Origin of the sequence: Streptomyces sp. ISL-43 (assembly GCF_018614195.1) — a bacterium.
Taxonomy (GTDB): domain Bacteria; phylum Actinomycetota; class Actinomycetes; order Streptomycetales; family Streptomycetaceae; genus Streptomyces.
Map to the genome: position 1 here is coordinate 339 of NZ_JAGGOT010000013.1, position 16,081 is coordinate 16,419.

The window sequence follows — 16,081 nt, forward strand, 5'->3', positions numbered from 1 at the left end:
TGACGAGCGTGGTGGCTTCCGCGGCGGTCGTGATGACCGTGGTGGGGACCGTCCGTCGTTCCCGCGCCGTGACGATCGTGGTGGGGACCGTCCGTCCTTCCCGCGTCGTGATGACGAGCGTGGTGGCTTCCGCGGTGGCCGTGACGACCGTGGTGGCGACCGCCCCTCGTACCCCCGTCGTGACGACCGGGGTGGCGACCGCGGTGGGTTCCGCGGCCGTGACGACCGTGGCGGCGACCGCGACTTCCGCGCGGACCGGGATCCGGTCAAGCGGCTTCCGATCGACGACGACGTCACCGGCTTCGAGATCGACTCCGACGTTCGCCAGGAGCTGCTGAGCCTGCCGAAGGGTCTGGCGGAGGAAGTCTCCAAGAACCTGGTCATGGTGGCCCGGCTGATCGACGAGGACCCGGAGCAGGCGTACGCGTACTCGCGCATCGCCCTGCGTCTGGCCTCCCGTGTCGCCGCCGTGCGCGAGGCCGCCGGCTTCGCCGCGTACGCCACGCAGAAGTACGCCGAGGCGATCGCGGAGTTCCGCGCCGCCAAGCGGATGACCGGTTCGGTCGAGCTGTGGCCCGTCATCGCCGACTGCGAGCGCGGCCTCGGCCGTCCGGAGCGGGCGCTGGCCATGGCCGGCGAGCCCGAGGTGCAGAAGCTGGACAAGGCCGGCCAGGTCGAGATGCGACTCGTCGCGGCCGGTGCCCGGCGGGACATGGACCAGCTCGACGCCGCCATCGTGACCCTGCAGAGCCCGGAGCTGGCCTCCAGCTCCGTGCAGCCGTGGACGGCGCGCCTGCGGTACGCCTACGCGGACGCCCTGCTGGCGGCCGGCCGTGAGGACGAGGCGCGCGAGTGGTTCGCCAAGACCCTCGAGGCCGACAAGGACGGGGCCACGGACGCCTCCGACCGGCTCGCCGAGCTGGACGGTGTCGAGTTCGTCGACGCCTCCGCCGACGACGAGGACGGGGCCGACGCCGGCATCGACGCCGATGACGACCTCGATGAGGACGACGACGCGAACGACCCCGAGGTCATGGCGGCGGAGCGTGCCTCCGACCAGGCCGAGTACTACGACGAGGACGACGAGGAGTACGAGGGCGACGCCGAAGTCGACGCCACCGACGAGATCGTCGTCCTGGACGAGGACGAGGACGAGGACGGCCGCGACCGCGATGAGGACCAGGACCGCGACAAGGCCTGAGTGAACTGAGAAAGGGCGGTACCCCACCGGGGGTACCGCCCTTTTTTTGTCCCTCAGTCCAGGCTGCGCAGTACCAGGCCGGTGGCCGGCTTCGGGCCGAAGGAGGTGGACTTGCGGGGCATCGTCACGCCCTGGCGGGCCAGCTCCCGGACGATGGCCTCCCGTACGGGATGCAGCAGGACCGCCGTGCCGCCGTTGCGCTCGGCCATCTCGACGGTGGCCTCGGTGTCGTGGATGTACGTGATCTGGTCCGCGGTGTCGGGGATGTCCCAGAGGGTGTCCAGCAGCGTCGCGTGGAGCACGGTGGCGTCCAGCCGGCGCCAGGCCTCCGGTCGGTCGTGGCGGACCGTGCGGTCGATGAGGGCCGGGTCGGGGTCGGTGACCAGGTGGAACGTGCCATCGCCGGCGAGGAGGAAGGCGTTGCCGCGCTCGGCGGCGTCGTCCAGGGCCTCCATGGCCAGTGGCAGCGGGCCGTCGACCGCTCGGACCCGGAAGTGGCCGTCGAGGGCGGCCAGGGCCTCGGCGAGCGGCAGGCGGCGGAGCATCCGGTGGATGGCGCGCACCTGGAGCGGATAGCGGGCCGTGTCCACGAGGAGGACCAGGCCGAAGTCCCACGCGGTGGGGGAGCCGTGCTCCTCCTGGAGGCGCAGGTACGTCGCCCAGCGGTGGTGTCCGTCGGCGATCAGGGCCTGGCGGTGGCCCAGGTCGGCGGTGATCGCCGCCAGGTCGGCGGGGTCCGTGACGGCCCACAGCCGGTGCCGGAACCCGTCCTCGGTGGTGGTGGCGAAGAGTGGAGCGCTCCGGGACGTGCGCTCGACGACGGCCGTGGCGCCGGCCGCGGGGTCGTCGCCGAGGTAGGTGAGGAGGAGCGGCTCGAGATTGGCCGAAGTGGCTCGCATCAGGCCGGCGCGGTCGGTGACCACGTGGGGCATGACGTCCTCGTGGGGGAGGACGATGCCGGCGTCGGCGGTGGAGAGGGCGAGGGCGCCGATGATGCCGCGCTGGAGCAGGCCGCCCTTGCACTGCTCGTAGACGTAGAGCGCGGGCTCGGGGTCGGCGCTGAGGATGCCGTCGGCGAGCCAGTCGCGCAGGGTGTGCGCCGCCTGCCGGTTGCGCGCGTCGGGGGTGTCGGCCTGCGGAAGGATCAGGCGGACGATGTTGTGCGGGTCGGCGGACTCCAGGTGGTTGAGTCCGTCGGGGCGCACGACCACGTCGTACGGCGGCGAGGTGACGGCGGCCAGGCTGCCGACACGCTCGGGGACATAGCGCAGGCCATGGAACGGGATCAGGCGCAGTCCATGGTCCGCGGTGCCAGATGTGGTCATTGGTGCATCGTAAGACGCGTCTCGCCATGCGGGATGATCGGGGGAGTACGGAAACCGGACAAGATCGATCTCCCCCAGCTACCGCTGGGAGGGGCCCCCAGGAGGAGCGGACACCATGACCCGGCAGAGCAGGACCAGTCCCGCGGGCAGTGAGCGCAGTCTGCACCAGGCGTACGACACGGCCCTGCTGGACCTCGACGGGGTGGTGTACGCGGGCGGGGAGGCCATCGCGCACGCCGTGGACTCGCTCGCCGCGGCCCGGGCCGACGGGATGCGACTCGCGTACGTCACGAACAACGCGCTGCGCACTCCGGACGCGGTCGCGGAGCATCTGAGCGAGCTCGGGATCCCGACGGAGGCGGGCGAGGTGATCACCTCCGCGCAGGCGGTGGCCCGCCTCATCGCCGAACAGGTGGAGCCGGGGTCGAAGGTGCTGGTGATCGGCGGCGAGGGGCTGCGGGTCGCGCTGCGCGAGCGCGGGCTGGTGCCGGTGGACTCCGCCGAGGAGGAGGGCCTCGCGGCGGTCGTCCAGGGGTACGGGGGGCCCGACCTGCCGTGGGGGCGGTTCGCGGAGGCCTCGTACGCGATCAACCGCGGGGTGCCGTGGTACGCCTCGAACACCGATCTGACGATTCCGGGGGCACGGGGGATCGCGCCGGGCAACGGGGCGGCGGTGGAGGTCGTACGGATCGCCACGGGCGCGGAGCCGCAGGTGGCGGGCAAGCCGCTGCCCCCGATGCACCGCGAGACCGTGCTGCGGACCGGGGCGAAGCGGCCGCTGGTGGTCGGGGACCGGCTGGACACCGACATCGAGGGCGCCTTCAACGGGGAGGTGGACTCGCTGCTCGTGCTGACCGGGGTGACCGACGGGGCGCAGTTGCTGCGGGCCGAGCCGAAGTACCGGCCGACGTACGTGGACCGGGACCTGCGGGGGATGCTGACCGGGCAGCCGGAGGTGGTGGCGGCCGGCGAGGGGACCGACGGCGCCGACGGGGGCTTCCGCTGCGGGCGCTGGACCGCTGCGGTCCTCGACGGACGGTTGGAACTGACGCGGGTGCTCACCGTCACGCCGGAGGGGAAGGCCGTGGACGGGCCGGCCGGGGATCCGCTCGACGGGCTGCGGGCGCTGTGCGCGGCGGCGTGGACGCACGCCGGGGACGGCTCTTGCACGCTGGACGCGAGCAAGGCCCTTGACGAGCTGGGTCTGTAGCCGGCGGGCCCGGGCCTTCGGCGGGGCGGTACGGGCCGTTCGCGGGAATCCGGCGGGTAGAGGGTAGGCTAACCTAACTTTCGTGTTGGTCGAGAGTCCCCCCGAACAGAGCGCGGCGCCGGCCGCCGCCACCCGCTCGCGCCACGGCGCGCGAGCCGCCGGTCTGCTGGCCGCCTTCGGCGTGCTGGCGCTGATCGCGGTGGCGAGCATTGCGGTCGGCGCCAAGCAGATGCCGATCGAAGAGGTCTGGCACGGCCTGTTCCACTACTCGGGGACGACCTCCGACGTCGTCGTGCGCGACCTGCGGGTCCCGCGCACCCTCCTCGGACTGCTCGTCGGCCTCGGCCTCGGCCTGTCCGGCGCCGTGATGCAGGCGCTGACCCGCAACCCGCTGGCGGAGCCCGGCATCCTCGGCGTCAACGCCGGCGCCGCGGCCGCCGTCGTATCGGCCATCAGCTTCCTCGGCGCCGACTCGCTGAGCGAGTTCGTGTGGTGGGCCTTCCTCGGCGCCGCCGTCGTCTCGGTCGTCGTGTACGTCCTCGGCGGCAGCCGCAGCGCCACGCCCGTGCGCCTCGCGCTCGCCGGTACGGCGGCCAGCGCGGCCCTGCTCGGCTACATCAACGCCGTGCAGCTGATGGACAGCAAGGCGCTGGACAAGCTCCGCTTCTGGACGGTGGGTTCGCTGGCCTCCGCCAACATGGAGACGGTCAAGCAGGTGGCGCCCTTCCTGCTCGTCGGCGCCGTGCTCGCGCTCACGCTGGGCCGGCCGCTCAACGCCATGGCCATGGGCGACGACACCGCGCGGGCGCTCGGCGCGAACCTGACGCGGACCCGGGTCGGCGCGATGATCGCCATCACCCTGCTGTGCGGGGCCGCGACCGCCGCCTGCGGGCCGATCGTCTTCGTCGGCCTGATGATCCCGCACCTCGTACGGGTCTTCACCGGTCCGGACATGCGCTGGGTGCTCGCGTACTCGGCGGTGCTCTCGCCCGTGCTGCTGCTCGGCGCCGACGTCATCGGCCGGGTCGTCACCCGGCCCGCCGAACTCCAGGTCGGCATCGTCACCGCCCTCATCGGCGGACCCGTCTTCATCTACCTCGTCCGGCGCAAGAGGATGGCCCAGCTGTGACAGTGACCGACGCACCCGGCAAGGCACGCCCCGGCCGGGCCGGGCCCCGGCCGGTGCACCTGCCCGGCGGGATATCGCTGCGGGTGGAGCGGCGGGCGCTGGGCGTGGGGGTGCTCCTGCTGGTGCTCGCGCTGGCGCTGGCCGTCCTGCTCATCGGCACCGGCGACTTCGACATCGCGCCGTGGGACGTCGTACAGACCCTGCTGGGCAACGGCACGCCCGCGCACGACTTCATCATCAACGACCTGCGGCTGCCCAGGGTCCTGGTCGCCCTGCTCGTCGGCGCGGCCCTCGGCATGGCCGGCGCCGTCTTCCAGTCCGTCTCGCGCAACCCGCTCGGCTCCCCGGACCTGCTGGGCTTCGGCTACGGCTCGGCGGTCGGCGCGCTGGTCGTCATCATCCTGTTCAACGGCGGCGCAGGCCAAGTGGCCGTCGGGGCCCTGCTGGGCGGTCTGGTGGCCGGCCTCGCCGTCTACCTGCTCGCCTACAAGCAGGGCATCCACGGGTACCGCCTGGTGCTCGTCGGCATCGGCGCCTCCGCGATGCTGATCGCCGTCATCCAGTACCTGCTGACGAAGGCGCAGCTGGTCGAGGCCACCCGCGCGATGGTCTGGCTGACCGGCTCGCTGGCCGGCCGGGACTGGGCGCAGGTCTGGCCGCTGCTCGGCGTCTGCGCGGTGCTCTTCCCGCTGGCCCTCGGCCAGAGCCGGGCCCTGCGGATGATCGAGATGGGTGACGACGCGGCGTACGCCCTCGGGGTGCGGGTGGAGCGGACCCGGCTGCTCCTGATGGTGGCGGCGATCCTGCTGACCACCGCGGCGAGCGCCGCGGCCGGGCCGATCAGCTTCGTCGCGCTCGCCGCGCCGCAGCTGGCACGCCGGCTGACCCGGTCGCCCGGGGCCGGCCTGCTGACCGCCGCGCTGATGGGCGCCGTACTGCTGCTGGTGTCCGACTGGGCCTCGCAGCGGGCCTTCGGCGCCGACCAGCTGCCGGTGGGCGTGGTGACGGGCCTGGTCGGCGGCGTCTACCTGCTCTGGCTGCTCGTCACCGAGCGCAAGGCGGGACGTATATGAGCAACCAGAGGAGCAGGCAAGTGCAGCGGCTGACCGCGCAGAACGTGACCCTCGGCTACGACCAGCGGGTCATCGCCGAGAACCTGTCGGTGGAGATCCCGGACAACTCCTTCACCGTGATCGTCGGCCCCAACGCCTGCGGCAAGTCCACCCTGCTGCGCGCCCTGTCGCGGATGCTGAAGCCCTCGCAGGGGCGGGTGCTGCTGGACGGGCAGGCCATCGGGTCGATGCCGGCCAAGAAGGTCGCCAAGACGCTGGGCCTGCTGCCGCAGTCCTCCATCGCGCCCGACGGGATCACGGTCGCCGACCTCGTCTCGCGCGGCCGCTACCCGCACCAGGGGATGCTGCGGCAGTGGTCGGGGGAGGACGAGCGGATCGTGAGCGAGTCGATGGCCTCCACCGGAGTCGGCGAGCTCGCCGACCGGGCCGTGGACGAGTTGTCGGGCGGGCAGCGCCAGCGCGTGTGGATCGCGATGGCCCTGGCCCAGCAGACGCCGTTGCTGCTGCTGGACGAGCCGACCACGTACCTCGACATCCAGCACCAGATCGACGTCCTGGACCTGTGCGCGGAGCTGCACGAGAACCAGGGACGGACGCTGGTGGCCGTGCTGCACGATCTGAACCACGCCGCCCGCTACGCCACGCACCTGATCGCGATGCGGGGCGGGAAGGTCGTCGCCGAGGGGCCGCCGGCAGAGGTGGTCACGGCGGAGCTGGTGGAGCGGGTGTTCGGGCTGCGCTGCCAGATCATCGACGACCCGGAGACGGGTACCCCGCTGGTGATCCCCGCCGCGCGGGTGGGCCGTGCCCGTGCGGCGGCTCGCGCCGAGTAGCGGGGGGCGGAGCTGTTCGCCGGGGCTCCGCCCCGGACCCCGCGCCTCGAACGCGGGCGGGGCCGGAGGTGCCCGGCGGGGTTGGATCCGCTCCGCGGGGCCGTTCTTCCTACAGCAGGCTCTTGAGCCGTAGGAGGTCGCGGAAGCCGGCCTCGAGGCGGATCCGGCCGGAGGCCCAGGCCTTGGCGAACTTCAGCTCGCCCGCCACCAGCGAGACCAGGTCGTCGCCGGTCAAGGCGAGCCGGATCTCGGCCTTGGCGGGCGGTGGCCCGGGGACCACCACGTCCACCCGGATCCGGCCTGTGTCGAGGCGGCCCGTGAACGTCCGGTCCAGGTCGGTGATGTGGCAGCTCAGCGAGCGGTCGAGCGCGGTCGCACCGCGCATGTCGCCTTCGGCGCGCGCCAGATTGTCGGAGAGTCGGTCGAGTGCCGCACGGCACTCCTCGGTCGTAGCCATCGTGATCACGACCGTACCGCAGAGCCGTGCGTGGTCGCGGCGCGCTACGGGGTAGCGTCGGGGCATGACCGACGAAGTGCCCGACGCGCCACAGGACCCGCCCGCGCGGGCCGCCGCCGAAGCCTCCGAGTCCGCCGGGACGGCCGCCCGCACCGAGGTCCCGGACGCAGCCGCCGAGTCCGCCGGGCCGGCCGCGCTGGGCGTCGTACGCACCCCCACCGGGCACGCCGAGGTGGACGCCGGGCTGGAGCGGCTGGCGGACGCGGACCACCTCCCGGCGCACGGACACGTCGAGGTGTACGAGGATGTGCACAGGGGGCTGCGCTCCGCGCTGACCGCGCTGGACGCGCCCACCTGCCCCCGTCGTGACGAAAACAGGAGCTGAACCGAACGTGGCAGGAGTGGCACGCCGCCGCCTGGACGCCGAACTGGTACGCCGCAGCATGGCCCGCTCGCGCGAGCACGCCGCGCAGCTGATCGCCGCCGGCCGGGTCACGGTGGGCGGCAATACGGCGACGAAGGCGGCCACCCAGGTCGAGACCAGTGCGGCCCTCGTCGTCCTCAAGGACGACAGCGACCCCGACTACGTCTCACGGGGCGGCCACAAGCTGGCGGGCGCGCTGGCGGCCTTCCAGCCGCGGGGGCTGCTCGTCGAGGGCCGCCGGGCGCTGGACGCGGGCGCGTCGACCGGCGGTTTCACGGACGTGCTCCTGCGCGCGGGCGTCGCCCACGTGATGGCCGTCGACGTCGGTTACGGGCAGCTCGCCTGGTCGCTGCAGAGCGACGACCGGGTCACCGTCAAGGACCGTACGAACGTGCGCGAGCTGACCGTCGAGCAGCTCGACGGGGTCCCCGTCGACCTGGTCGTCGGCGACCTGTCCTTCATCTCGATCGGCCTGGTGCTGCCGGCGCTCGTACGCTGCTGCGCGCCGGGCGCGGACCTGGTGCTGATGGTCAAGCCGCAGTTCGAGGTGGGCAAGGACCGCCTCGGCAGCGGCGGCGTGGTGCGCAGTACGGAGCTGCGGGCCGAGGCCGTACGGGACGTCGCGGCGCAGGCCTGGAAGCTCGGCCTGGGCGTGGTCGGGGTGACCGCGAGCCCGCTCCCCGGCCCCTCGGGCAACGTCGAGTATTTTCTGTGGCTGCGGGCGGGGGCACCGGCACTCGACCCGGCGGATGTTGACCGTGCAGTGGCGGAGGGGCCGCAGTGACCAGGCTTTCGAGGGATTCAGCACAGTCGGGGGAACCAGCACAGTCGCAGGACCCGGAGCAGTCGGGACCGTCAGGGGTCCGGACCGTCTTCCTGCTCGCGCACACCGGACGGCCGGCGGCCATCCGCAGCGCCGAGCTGGTCGTACAGGGTCTGCTGCGCAGCGGACTGGGCGTACGGGTGCTGCGGCAAGAGGCGGTGGACCTGCCGCTGCCGCCCGAGGTGGAGCTCGTGGCCGAGTGCACGCCGGCCGTGCTCGACGGGTGCGAGTTGCTGATCGTGCTGGGCGGTGACGGGACCCTGCTGCGCGGCGCGGAGTTCGCGCGGGGCTCGGGGGTGCCGATGCTCGGCGTCAACCTGGGCCGGGTGGGGTTCCTCGCGGAGGCCGAGCGGGACGACCTGGACAAGGTCGTGGACCGGGTCGTGACGCGGGACTACGAGGTCGAGGAGCGGATGACCCTCGACGTGGTCGTGCGGACCAACGGGGACGTGGTGCACCGGGACTGGGCGCTGAACGAGGCGGCCGTCCAGAAGGTGTCCCCGGAGCGGATGCTGGAGGTGGTCCTGGAGATCGACGGGCGCCCGGTCTCCGGCTTCGGCTGTGACGGGATCGTCTGCGCGACGCCGACGGGCTCGACGGCGTACGCCTTCTCGGCCGGCGGGCCGGTGGTCTGGCCGGAGGTGGAGGCGCTGCTGATGGTGCCGATCAGCGCGCACGCGCTGTTCGCGAAGCCGCTGGTGACCTCGCCGGACTCGGTGCTGGCCGTGGAGGTGCAGACCGGGACCCCGCACGGGGTGCTGTGGTGCGACGGGCGGCGGACCTTGGAACTGCCGGCCGGGGCGCGGGTGGAGGTCCGGCGCGGGACGGTGCCGGTGCGGCTCGCGCGGCTGCACCACGCGTCGTTCACGGACCGGCTCGTCGCCAAGTTCGCGCTGCCGGTGTCCGGGTGGCGCGGGGCGCCGCACTAGCCGGTGTGGCGGCTGCGGGGCCGGTCGTCGTGCCGGTCGTCGAGCCGGTCGCCGCGGATTGTCGCGGGTCGTCGCGGGTTCGCGCGGGTCGTCGCACCTGTGGGCACACGGGTTCCGTACCTCGGGTGTACGTAAATAGCATGATTGTTCGACTGGCTCTGGGCGGGTGACGTCACATGGCACCCGTGAAACCTCGGTATCGTCGTCCCGTGCTTGAGGAGATGCGGATACGGTCGCTCGGGGTCATCGACGACGCGGTGGTCGAGCTGTCGCCCGGTTTCACCGCGGTGACCGGCGAGACCGGCGCGGGCAAGACGATGGTCGTCACCAGCCTCGGGCTGCTGCTCGGCGGGCGCGCCGACCCGGCGCTGGTACGGATCGGGGCCAAAGCGGCGGTCGTCGAAGGCCGCATCGTCATGCGCCCGGACGCCCCCGCCGCGCTGCGCGCCGAGGAAGCCGGCGCCGAGCTCGACGACGGCGCCCTGCTGATCAGCCGGACCGTCTCCGCCGAGGGCCGCTCGCGCGCCCACGTAGGCGGCCGCTCCGTACCCGTCGGACTCCTCGCCGAACTCGCCGAGGACCTCGTCGCCGTCCACGGCCAGACCGACCAGCAGGGCCTGCTCCGGCCTGCCCGGCAGCGCCAGGCCCTCGACCGGTACGCGGGCGACGCGGTCGCCGTCCCGCTGGAGAAGTACGCCGCCGCCCACCGGCGGCTGCGCGCGGTCTCCGCGGAGCTGGAGGAGATCACCACCCGGGCCCGGGAACGCGCCCAGGAGGCCGATCTGCTGCGCTTCGGGCTCGACGAGATCGCCGCCGTGGAGCCGGTCGCCGGTGAGGACGTCGAGCTGGCGGCGGAGGCCGAACGCCTCGGCCATGCCGAATCCCTGGCCTCGGCCGCGCAGGTCGCGCACGCGGCCCTCGCCGGCAACGTGGAGGACCCCGAGGGCGTCGACGCGGGCGCGCTCGTCGCCGGGGCGCACCGCGCGCTGGAATCCGTACGCTCCCACGACCCGGCGCTCGGCGCGCTCGCCGAGCGGATCGGGGAGCTGGGCATCCTGCTCGGGGACGTGGCCGGGGAGCTGGCCGGATACGCCGACGACCTGGACGCCGACCCGCTGCGGCTGGCGGCCGTCGAGGAGCGGCGGGCGGCGCTGACCCAGCTGACGCGCAAGTACGGCTCCGCGGACAACACGGTCGACTCCGTACTGGAGTGGGCCGAGCGGGGCTCCGTACGGCTGCTGGAGCTGGACGGCGACGACGAGCGGATCGACGAGCTGACCGCGGAACGCGACGGGCTGCGGACGGAACTCTCCGCGCTGGCCCAGGCGTTGACCGACGCGCGGGGCGAGGCGGCGACCCGCTTCGCGTCGGCGGTCACCGAGGAGCTGGCCTCGCTGGCGATGCCGCACGCGCGGGTCACCATCGACATCCGCCAGACCGAGGACCCCGACGGGGTCGAGGTCGGAGGGCGGCTCGTCGCGTATGGGCCCTCGGGCACCGACGAGGTCGAACTGCTGCTCGCCCCGCACCCCGGGGCCCAGCCCCGGCCGATCGCCAAGGGCGCGTCGGGCGGTGAGCTGTCCCGGGTGATGCTGGCCGTCGAGGTCGTCTTCGCGGGCTCCGACCCGGTGCCCACGTACCTCTTCGACGAGGTCGACGCCGGCGTCGGCGGCAAGGCCGCCATCGAGGTCGGGCGGCGGCTCGCGAAACTGGCCAAGTCGGCGCAGGTGGTGGTCGTCACCCACCTGCCGCAGGTGGCGGCCTTCGCGGACCGGCAGCTGCTGGTCGAGAAGACCAACGACGGTTCCGTGACGCGGAGCGGCGTCACCGTCCTGGAGGGCGAGGACCGGATCCGCGAGCTGTCGCGGATGCTGGCCGGCCACGAGGACTCGCTGTCGGCGCGGGCGCACGCGGAGGAACTGCTCGCGGCCGCGCAGGGCTCGGCGTAGTCGTCAGGCTGATGCCCCGCTAGCCCGTGTGGGTGAGGATCGGGGGTGCGGAGCGTATCTCCTACGGGATCCGCACCCGTATGGTCCCGGAACGCGCGTGCGGACTGGCATTCTGGGCGACGTCTCTGCCTCCCTCACCCTGGAGCTTCGGCCCGTGAGCAGCTCCCCGGTATCCGTCCCCGTCCTTCGCACCGTCCAGGTACTCGCGGGCGCGAGCGGTGGCGCGCACGTGCGGTCACTGGCCACCGGGCTCGCCGCGCGGGGCGTACGGGTCACCGTGTGCGCCCCCGTCGAAGCGGAGGGGGAGTACGACTTCACCAGCGCCGGAGCGCGGTTCACCCCGGACGCGGTGAGCGCGCTGCGGGCCGCCTGCGTCGAGGCCGACGTCGTGCACGCGCACGGCGTACGGGCCGGCATGCGGGCGGCGCTCGCCCTGCGCGGGCGGCGGGTCCCGCTGGTCGTCAGCTGGCACGGTGCCGGCCCCGGCGCCGGCCGGCTGAGCCTGCTGCTGGAACGGCACGTGGCCCGGGCGGCGGCCGTCGTCCTCGGCACCTCCTCGACGCAGGTCGACCTGGCCCGGCTGCGCGGGGCCCGGGACGCGCGGCTGGCGGCGGTGGCGGTGCCGGAGGGGCCGGCGGGGCCCGCGACCGTTTCGGACCCGGGTAAGACCCGGGCGGAACTGGGCGTCGTGGGGCGGCCGTTGCTGATCGCGGTCGGGAGCCTGGTGCCCCGGCGCGGGTACTCCGTACTGCTGGACGCGGCGCGGGCGTGGCGGACGCTGGACCCGATGCCGCTGCTGGTGATCGCGGGGGAGGGCCCGATGCGGGCGGAACTCACGCGGCGCATCCACGAGGAGGGCCTGCCCGTACGGCTGCTCGGGCGCCGGCGCGATGCCGCGCGGCTGCTGGCGGCGGCGGACGTGGCAGTACTGCCGAGCCGGTGGGAGGCGCGGTCCCCGCTGGCGCAGGAGGCTCTGCGGGTGGGAGTGCCGCTGGTGGCGACGGCGGTGGGCGGTGTCCCCGAGCTGGTGGGGGAGGCGGGTGTGCTGGTGCCGTACGGCGACGCGGGGGCGCTGGCCGCGGCGGTCTCGGGGCTGCTGGCGGATCCCGCGCGGCGGGCGGCCCTGGCTTCGGCGGGGCGCGCGCAGGCGGCGACGTGGCCGTCGGAGGACGACACGGTCGCGCAGGTCCTGTCGGTGTACGACGAACTGACGTCGCGTCGCCGTTAGCCTTCGGGCCGGAGCCGGGGTGGGGCCTTGCCGGTCCGGCCCGGTCCGGCCGGACCGGACCCGCGGGGTGCGCCGCTGCGCGGTGCGCGACCCTCCCCGCCCTTCCCCCGTACCCCGGGCCTGCGCCCGGACGCGTCAAGAAGTGGTGTGGCGGCGGGCGCGGAGGGCCAGGCTGAGGGAGAGGACCGTTTCCGGGTCGTCCAGGTCCGCGCCCAGGAGCTCCGAGATGCGGGCCAGGCGGTTGTACAGGGTCTGGCGGTTCAGGTGGAGCTCACGGGCCGTCTCCGCCTTGCGGCCCGCGTGGGCCAGGTACGTCTCCAGGGTGGGGAGCAGCGGTGGCCGGGAGACGGTGTCGTGCACCCGCAGGGACCCGATCGCGCGGTCCACGAACGCCGCCAGGTCGGGGTGTTCCCGTAGCCGCCACAGCAGCAGGTCGATGTCCAGGCGCCGCGCGTCGTACCAGGGCCGGGCGGGAAGCCCGTGCGCCGCCGTGGCCGTCTCCGCCGCGTGGCGCAGGCCCGCCGAGGCCGCCGCCCAGCTGCCGCAGACGCCGACGACCACCGCCGGCGGAGCCCCCGCCCGATCCAGGCCCGCCCGTTCGACACCGGCCCGTAGCGCCGCCGCCACCCGGTCCGCCACGGTCGTGCGTTCGGCGTCGGTGCGCAGGGAGACCAGCAGGGGCACCCGGCCCTCCACCGGGCGGACCCCGAGGAGGACGGGGACGCCGACCGAGGAGAGTTCCTCCAGGACCGCCCGGGCCAGTACCGCCCAGTTCCCCGACGGGGCCAGCTCCGAGGACAGCCGCATGACGACGGGCAGCAGGGGGCCGGATCCCGGTTTGAAGCCCAGGACGCGGGCCTGGGCGGGGGCGTCCTCGGCCGAGATCCGGCCCTCCGCCAGGTCGGTCAGGAAGTCGCCGCGGCCGCGCGCCGCGAGCTCGTCCTCCTGGCGGGCCTGCATCAGGACGACGGCCAGTACGCCCGCCGTCCGTTCCGCCGCCATCCCGTGCACGGGCAGCAGCGGGGACGACACGCCCAGCAGGACCAGCCGGGCCCGGACCGACCCCGTGCCGTGGCCGCCGCCGGGTACGTCGATCACCACGGCGTTGGCGGACGGGTCGGCCGGGTTCTGGCCGCGCAGGCCCTCCCACACCTGGAGCGGATCCGCGGCGGCCTCGCCCGAGGCCGGTCCGGCGGCGTAGAGCAGCTGTCCGTCGGGAGTTTCCAGGAAGACCGGATTCGCGGTGAAGTCGGCCAGGATGTGCAGGACTTGGGGGATCCCGCCGCCGCCGAGGAGGGCTTCCGTGCAGCGCCGGTGGATCTCCTCGGCCCGCTGGAGCAGGGCGTAGTGGTGGTTGACGATCTCGGTGTGGACCTCCTCCGTGACGGTCACGAAGGGGACTTCCCGGTGCAGCTGGACGAGGGGGAGTCCGACCGCCCGCGCCGTCTCGACCAGCGTCGCCGGGAGCCGGGTGAAGCGCGGGCCCAGTTCGACGACCAGTGCGGCGATCCCGCGGTCCGCGAGGCGGCGTACGAAGGCGCGCTGCTCGGCGGGCCGGGTGCCGAGGCCGAGGCCCGTGGTCAGCAGCAGCTCGCCGCCCTTGAGCAGGGACGCGATGTTGGGGACCTCGCCGGCGTGCACCCAGCGCACGGTGCGGCCCAGCCGGTCGGCGCAGGCCACGACCTCCGGCAGTCCGCTGCGCAGCCCCGGCAGTTCCAGTGCCCGCTGAACCGTGATCCCGCCCTGGTTGTCCATATCGCGGACGGTACCGGCCGCCTTGTTCCCGGCACATCACCGGGCGGTTACGGAGCCCGATGTGTCCCCATCCGGCCCGACAACTCGTCGGCCCGGCAAGGCGATTATCGGACCACATGCCGATTGTGGCGTGCGTCACGCGAGGAGAGAGTGGCGCCCTCACGAACAGGAACGAGGAGCCATGAGCGCAGATACCAGCCAAGGCACGAGCGGGGATACGGCAGGCACCACCTCCGGGGCTTCGGGAGCCCCGGGGGTCCAGCGGCTCAAGGCCAATTCGGTCGGTCTGGTCGGCGTCGTGTTCATGGCGGTCGCCACCGCCGCCCCGATCACCGCCATGACCGGGAACCTCCCCATCGCCGTCGGCTTCGGCAACGGCGTCGGGGCTCCCGCCGGCTACCTCTTCGCGACCGTCGTCCTCACCGTCTTCGCCGTCGGCTACGTGGCCATGGCCAAGCGGATCACGGCCGCCGGCGCCTTCTACGGCTACATCTCGCACGGCCTCGGCCGGATCGCCGGCATGGCCTCCGGCATGCTCGCGGTCCTCGCCTACATCGTCTTCGAGGCCTCGATCGTCGGCGTCTTCTCCTACTTCGCCAAGACCACCGTCCACGACCAGCTCGGCGTCGACCTGCCCTGGATCGTCTACGCGGCCGGCATGCTCGCGATCACCGCCGCCCTCGCGCACTTCGACATCAACTTCACCGCCAAGGCACTCGGCGTGATGCTCGTCGCCGAGATCGCCGTCCTCTTCGCCGTGGCCACCGCCGTACTGATAGCGGGCGGCGGCCCGGACGGCATCCCGGTCGAACCCGTCAACCCGAAGAACGCCTTCACCGGCACCTCCGCCGGGCTCGGCCTCTTCTTCGCCTTCTGGTCCTGGGTCGGCTTCGAGTCCACCGCCATGTACGGGGAGGAGTCCCGGAACCCGAAGAAGGTCATCCCCAAGGCGACCCTGATCTCCGTGGTGGGCGTCGGCCTCTTCTACATCTACGTCTCCTGGATGACCATCGCCGGCAACGGCCTCGCCGAGTCGGTGGAGCTCTCCGCCTCCGCGAGCCCGCTCGACCTGTTCTTCGCGCCCACCGAGACCTTCATCGGCGCCTGGGCCGTCGACGCCTTCCAGTGGCTGCTGCTCACCGGCTCCTTCGCCTGCGGCATGGCCTTCCACCAGTGCGCCGCCCGCTACCTGTACGCCATCGGCCGCGAGGGCTTCCTGCACCCGGGCCTGGGCCGGACGCACGCCAAGCACGGTTCCCCGTACGTCTCCTCCCTGGTGCAGACGGCCATCGCCACCGCCCTGGTCGCGCTGTTCTGGCTGACCGGGCAGGACCCGTACATCCACCTGTACACGCTGCTCGCGATCCTCGGCACGATGGCGATCCTCATCGTCCAGACCCTGTGCTCCTTCGCGGTGATCGGCTACTTCCGCAAGAACCACCCCGAGGACCGGCACTGGTTCCGCACCTTCACGGCACCGCTGCTCGGCGGGATCGCCATGGCCGCCGTGGTCGTCCTGCTGCTGGTCAACATGAAGACCGCGGCCGGGCTCGCCGCCGACTCGTTCTTCTTCACGCTGATCCCCTGGATCGTCGGAGCCGTGTTCTTCGGCGGGCTGGGACTCGGCCTGTGGCTGAAGTACAAGGCCCCCCAGCGCTACGAGATCATCGGCCGCGTCGTCCTGGAGGACGCCGCCGAGCGCACCGAAGAGCCCGCCGCCTCCATCGCGAACGTCTGAGAAGGAG

General features: G+C 73.3%; 14 protein-coding genes. 11 read left to right on the forward strand and 3 right to left on the reverse strand.

All coding sequences use genetic code 11. The features are described 5' to 3' along the window. Positions 1-334 precede the first annotated feature (334 nt). Positions 335-1,201, forward strand: a complete 867-nt coding sequence (locus J7F03_RS08005) for a tetratricopeptide repeat protein (protein ID WP_214948303.1) — start codon at positions 335-337, stop codon at positions 1,199-1,201. A gap of 53 nt (positions 1,202-1,254) precedes the next feature. Here J7F03_RS08005 and J7F03_RS08010 read toward each other — a convergent pair whose 3' ends face one another. Next, positions 1,255-2,526, reverse strand: coding sequence for a DUF1015 family protein (locus J7F03_RS08010; protein WP_214947964.1), 1,272 nt, complete (start codon positions 2,524-2,526; stop codon positions 1,255-1,257). A 115-nt stretch (positions 2,527-2,641) separates the two neighbouring features. On the opposite strand from J7F03_RS08010, the gene J7F03_RS08015 reads away from it, so the two are divergent. The 4 genes from J7F03_RS08015 (at position 2,642) to J7F03_RS08030 (ending at position 6,771) form a co-directional block, all read left to right on the forward strand. Beyond that, positions 2,642-3,736 (forward strand): HAD-IIA family hydrolase, encoded by a 1,095-nt coding sequence (locus J7F03_RS08015; protein ID WP_214947965.1) that lies wholly within the window; start codon positions 2,642-2,644, stop codon positions 3,734-3,736. Positions 3,737-3,821: 85 nt separating this feature from the next. Then, positions 3,822-4,865, forward strand: coding sequence for an iron chelate uptake ABC transporter family permease subunit (locus J7F03_RS08020; RefSeq protein ID WP_251071616.1), 1,044 nt, complete (start codon positions 3,822-3,824; stop codon positions 4,863-4,865). Then, positions 4,862-5,938, forward strand: a complete 1,077-nt coding sequence (locus J7F03_RS08025) for a FecCD family ABC transporter permease (RefSeq protein ID WP_374104285.1) — start codon at positions 4,862-4,864, stop codon at positions 5,936-5,938. The genes J7F03_RS08020 and J7F03_RS08025 overlap by 4 nt, the downstream gene beginning before the upstream one ends. Further along, positions 5,935-6,771: an ABC transporter ATP-binding protein gene (locus tag J7F03_RS08030; RefSeq protein ID WP_251071594.1), complete on the forward strand. Its 837-nt coding sequence runs from the start codon at positions 5,935-5,937 to the stop codon at positions 6,769-6,771. Before J7F03_RS08025 ends, J7F03_RS08030 begins: the two co-directional genes overlap by 4 nt. A gap of 109 nt (positions 6,772-6,880) precedes the next feature. Here J7F03_RS08030 and J7F03_RS08035 read toward each other — a convergent pair whose 3' ends face one another. Further along, entirely contained in the window at positions 6,881-7,228 is a 348-nt protein-coding gene (locus J7F03_RS08035) for an SCP2 sterol-binding domain-containing protein (protein ID WP_214947967.1), read from the reverse strand. Between the two features lie 64 nt (positions 7,229-7,292). Between J7F03_RS08035 and J7F03_RS40900 the strand changes: the two genes are divergently transcribed. The 5 genes from J7F03_RS40900 to J7F03_RS08060 all read left to right on the forward strand — a co-directional run bounded on the left by J7F03_RS40900 (position 7,293) and on the right by J7F03_RS08060 (position 12,581). After that, entirely contained in the window at positions 7,293-7,613 is a 321-nt protein-coding gene (locus J7F03_RS40900) for a hypothetical protein (RefSeq protein ID WP_251071595.1), read from the forward strand. A 7-nt stretch (positions 7,614-7,620) separates the two neighbouring features. Then, a complete protein-coding gene (locus J7F03_RS08045; protein WP_214947968.1) occupies positions 7,621-8,436 on the forward strand; it encodes a TlyA family RNA methyltransferase in 816 nt (271 codons plus the stop codon). Then, a complete protein-coding gene (locus J7F03_RS08050) occupies positions 8,433-9,404 on the forward strand; it encodes an NAD kinase (RefSeq protein ID WP_308379218.1) in 972 nt (323 codons plus the stop codon). Before J7F03_RS08045 ends, J7F03_RS08050 begins: the two co-directional genes overlap by 4 nt. 221 nt (positions 9,405-9,625) lie before the next feature. Next, positions 9,626-11,353 (forward strand): DNA repair protein RecN, encoded by a 1,728-nt coding sequence (recN, locus tag J7F03_RS08055; RefSeq protein ID WP_214948308.1) that lies wholly within the window; start codon positions 9,626-9,628, stop codon positions 11,351-11,353. A 154-nt stretch (positions 11,354-11,507) separates the two neighbouring features. Next, a complete protein-coding gene (locus tag J7F03_RS08060) occupies positions 11,508-12,581 on the forward strand; it encodes a glycosyltransferase family 4 protein (RefSeq protein WP_308379220.1) in 1,074 nt (357 codons plus the stop codon). A gap of 135 nt (positions 12,582-12,716) precedes the next feature. On the opposite strand, the gene J7F03_RS08065 is transcribed toward J7F03_RS08060, so the two are convergent. Then, positions 12,717-14,336, reverse strand: a complete 1,620-nt coding sequence (locus J7F03_RS08065; RefSeq protein WP_214947969.1) for a PucR family transcriptional regulator — start codon at positions 14,334-14,336, stop codon at positions 12,717-12,719. Positions 14,337-14,640: 304 nt separating this feature from the next. Here J7F03_RS08065 and J7F03_RS08070 point away from each other — a divergent pair, with 304 nt between their 5' ends. Next, positions 14,641-16,074 (forward strand): APC family permease, encoded by a 1,434-nt coding sequence (locus J7F03_RS08070; protein ID WP_251071619.1) that lies wholly within the window; start codon positions 14,641-14,643, stop codon positions 16,072-16,074. Positions 16,075-16,081 lie beyond the last annotated feature (7 nt).

Excerpts from the sequence above, each read along its gene's own strand:
- J7F03_RS08010 (WP_214947964.1), bottom strand. The coding sequence starts at position 2,526 with ATGACCACATCTGGCACCGCGGACCATGGACTGCGCCTGATCCCGTTC.
- J7F03_RS08015 (WP_214947965.1), top strand. The coding sequence starts at position 2,642 with ATGACCCGGCAGAGCAGGACCAGTCCCGCGGGCAGTGAGCGCAGTCTG.
- J7F03_RS08030 (WP_251071594.1), top strand. The coding sequence starts at position 5,935 with ATGAGCAACCAGAGGAGCAGGCAAGTGCAGCGGCTGACCGCGCAGAAC.
- J7F03_RS08035 (WP_214947967.1), bottom strand. The coding sequence starts at position 7,228 with ATGGCTACGACCGAGGAGTGCCGTGCGGCACTCGACCGACTCTCCGAC.
- J7F03_RS40900 (WP_251071595.1), top strand. The coding sequence starts at position 7,293 with ATGACCGACGAAGTGCCCGACGCGCCACAGGACCCGCCCGCGCGGGCC.
- recN (WP_214948308.1), top strand. The coding sequence starts at position 9,626 with ATGCGGATACGGTCGCTCGGGGTCATCGACGACGCGGTGGTCGAGCTG.
- J7F03_RS08065 (WP_214947969.1), bottom strand. The coding sequence starts at position 14,336 with ATGGACAACCAGGGCGGGATCACGGTTCAGCGGGCACTGGAACTGCCG.
- J7F03_RS08070 (WP_251071619.1), top strand. The coding sequence starts at position 14,641 with ATGGCGGTCGCCACCGCCGCCCCGATCACCGCCATGACCGGGAACCTC.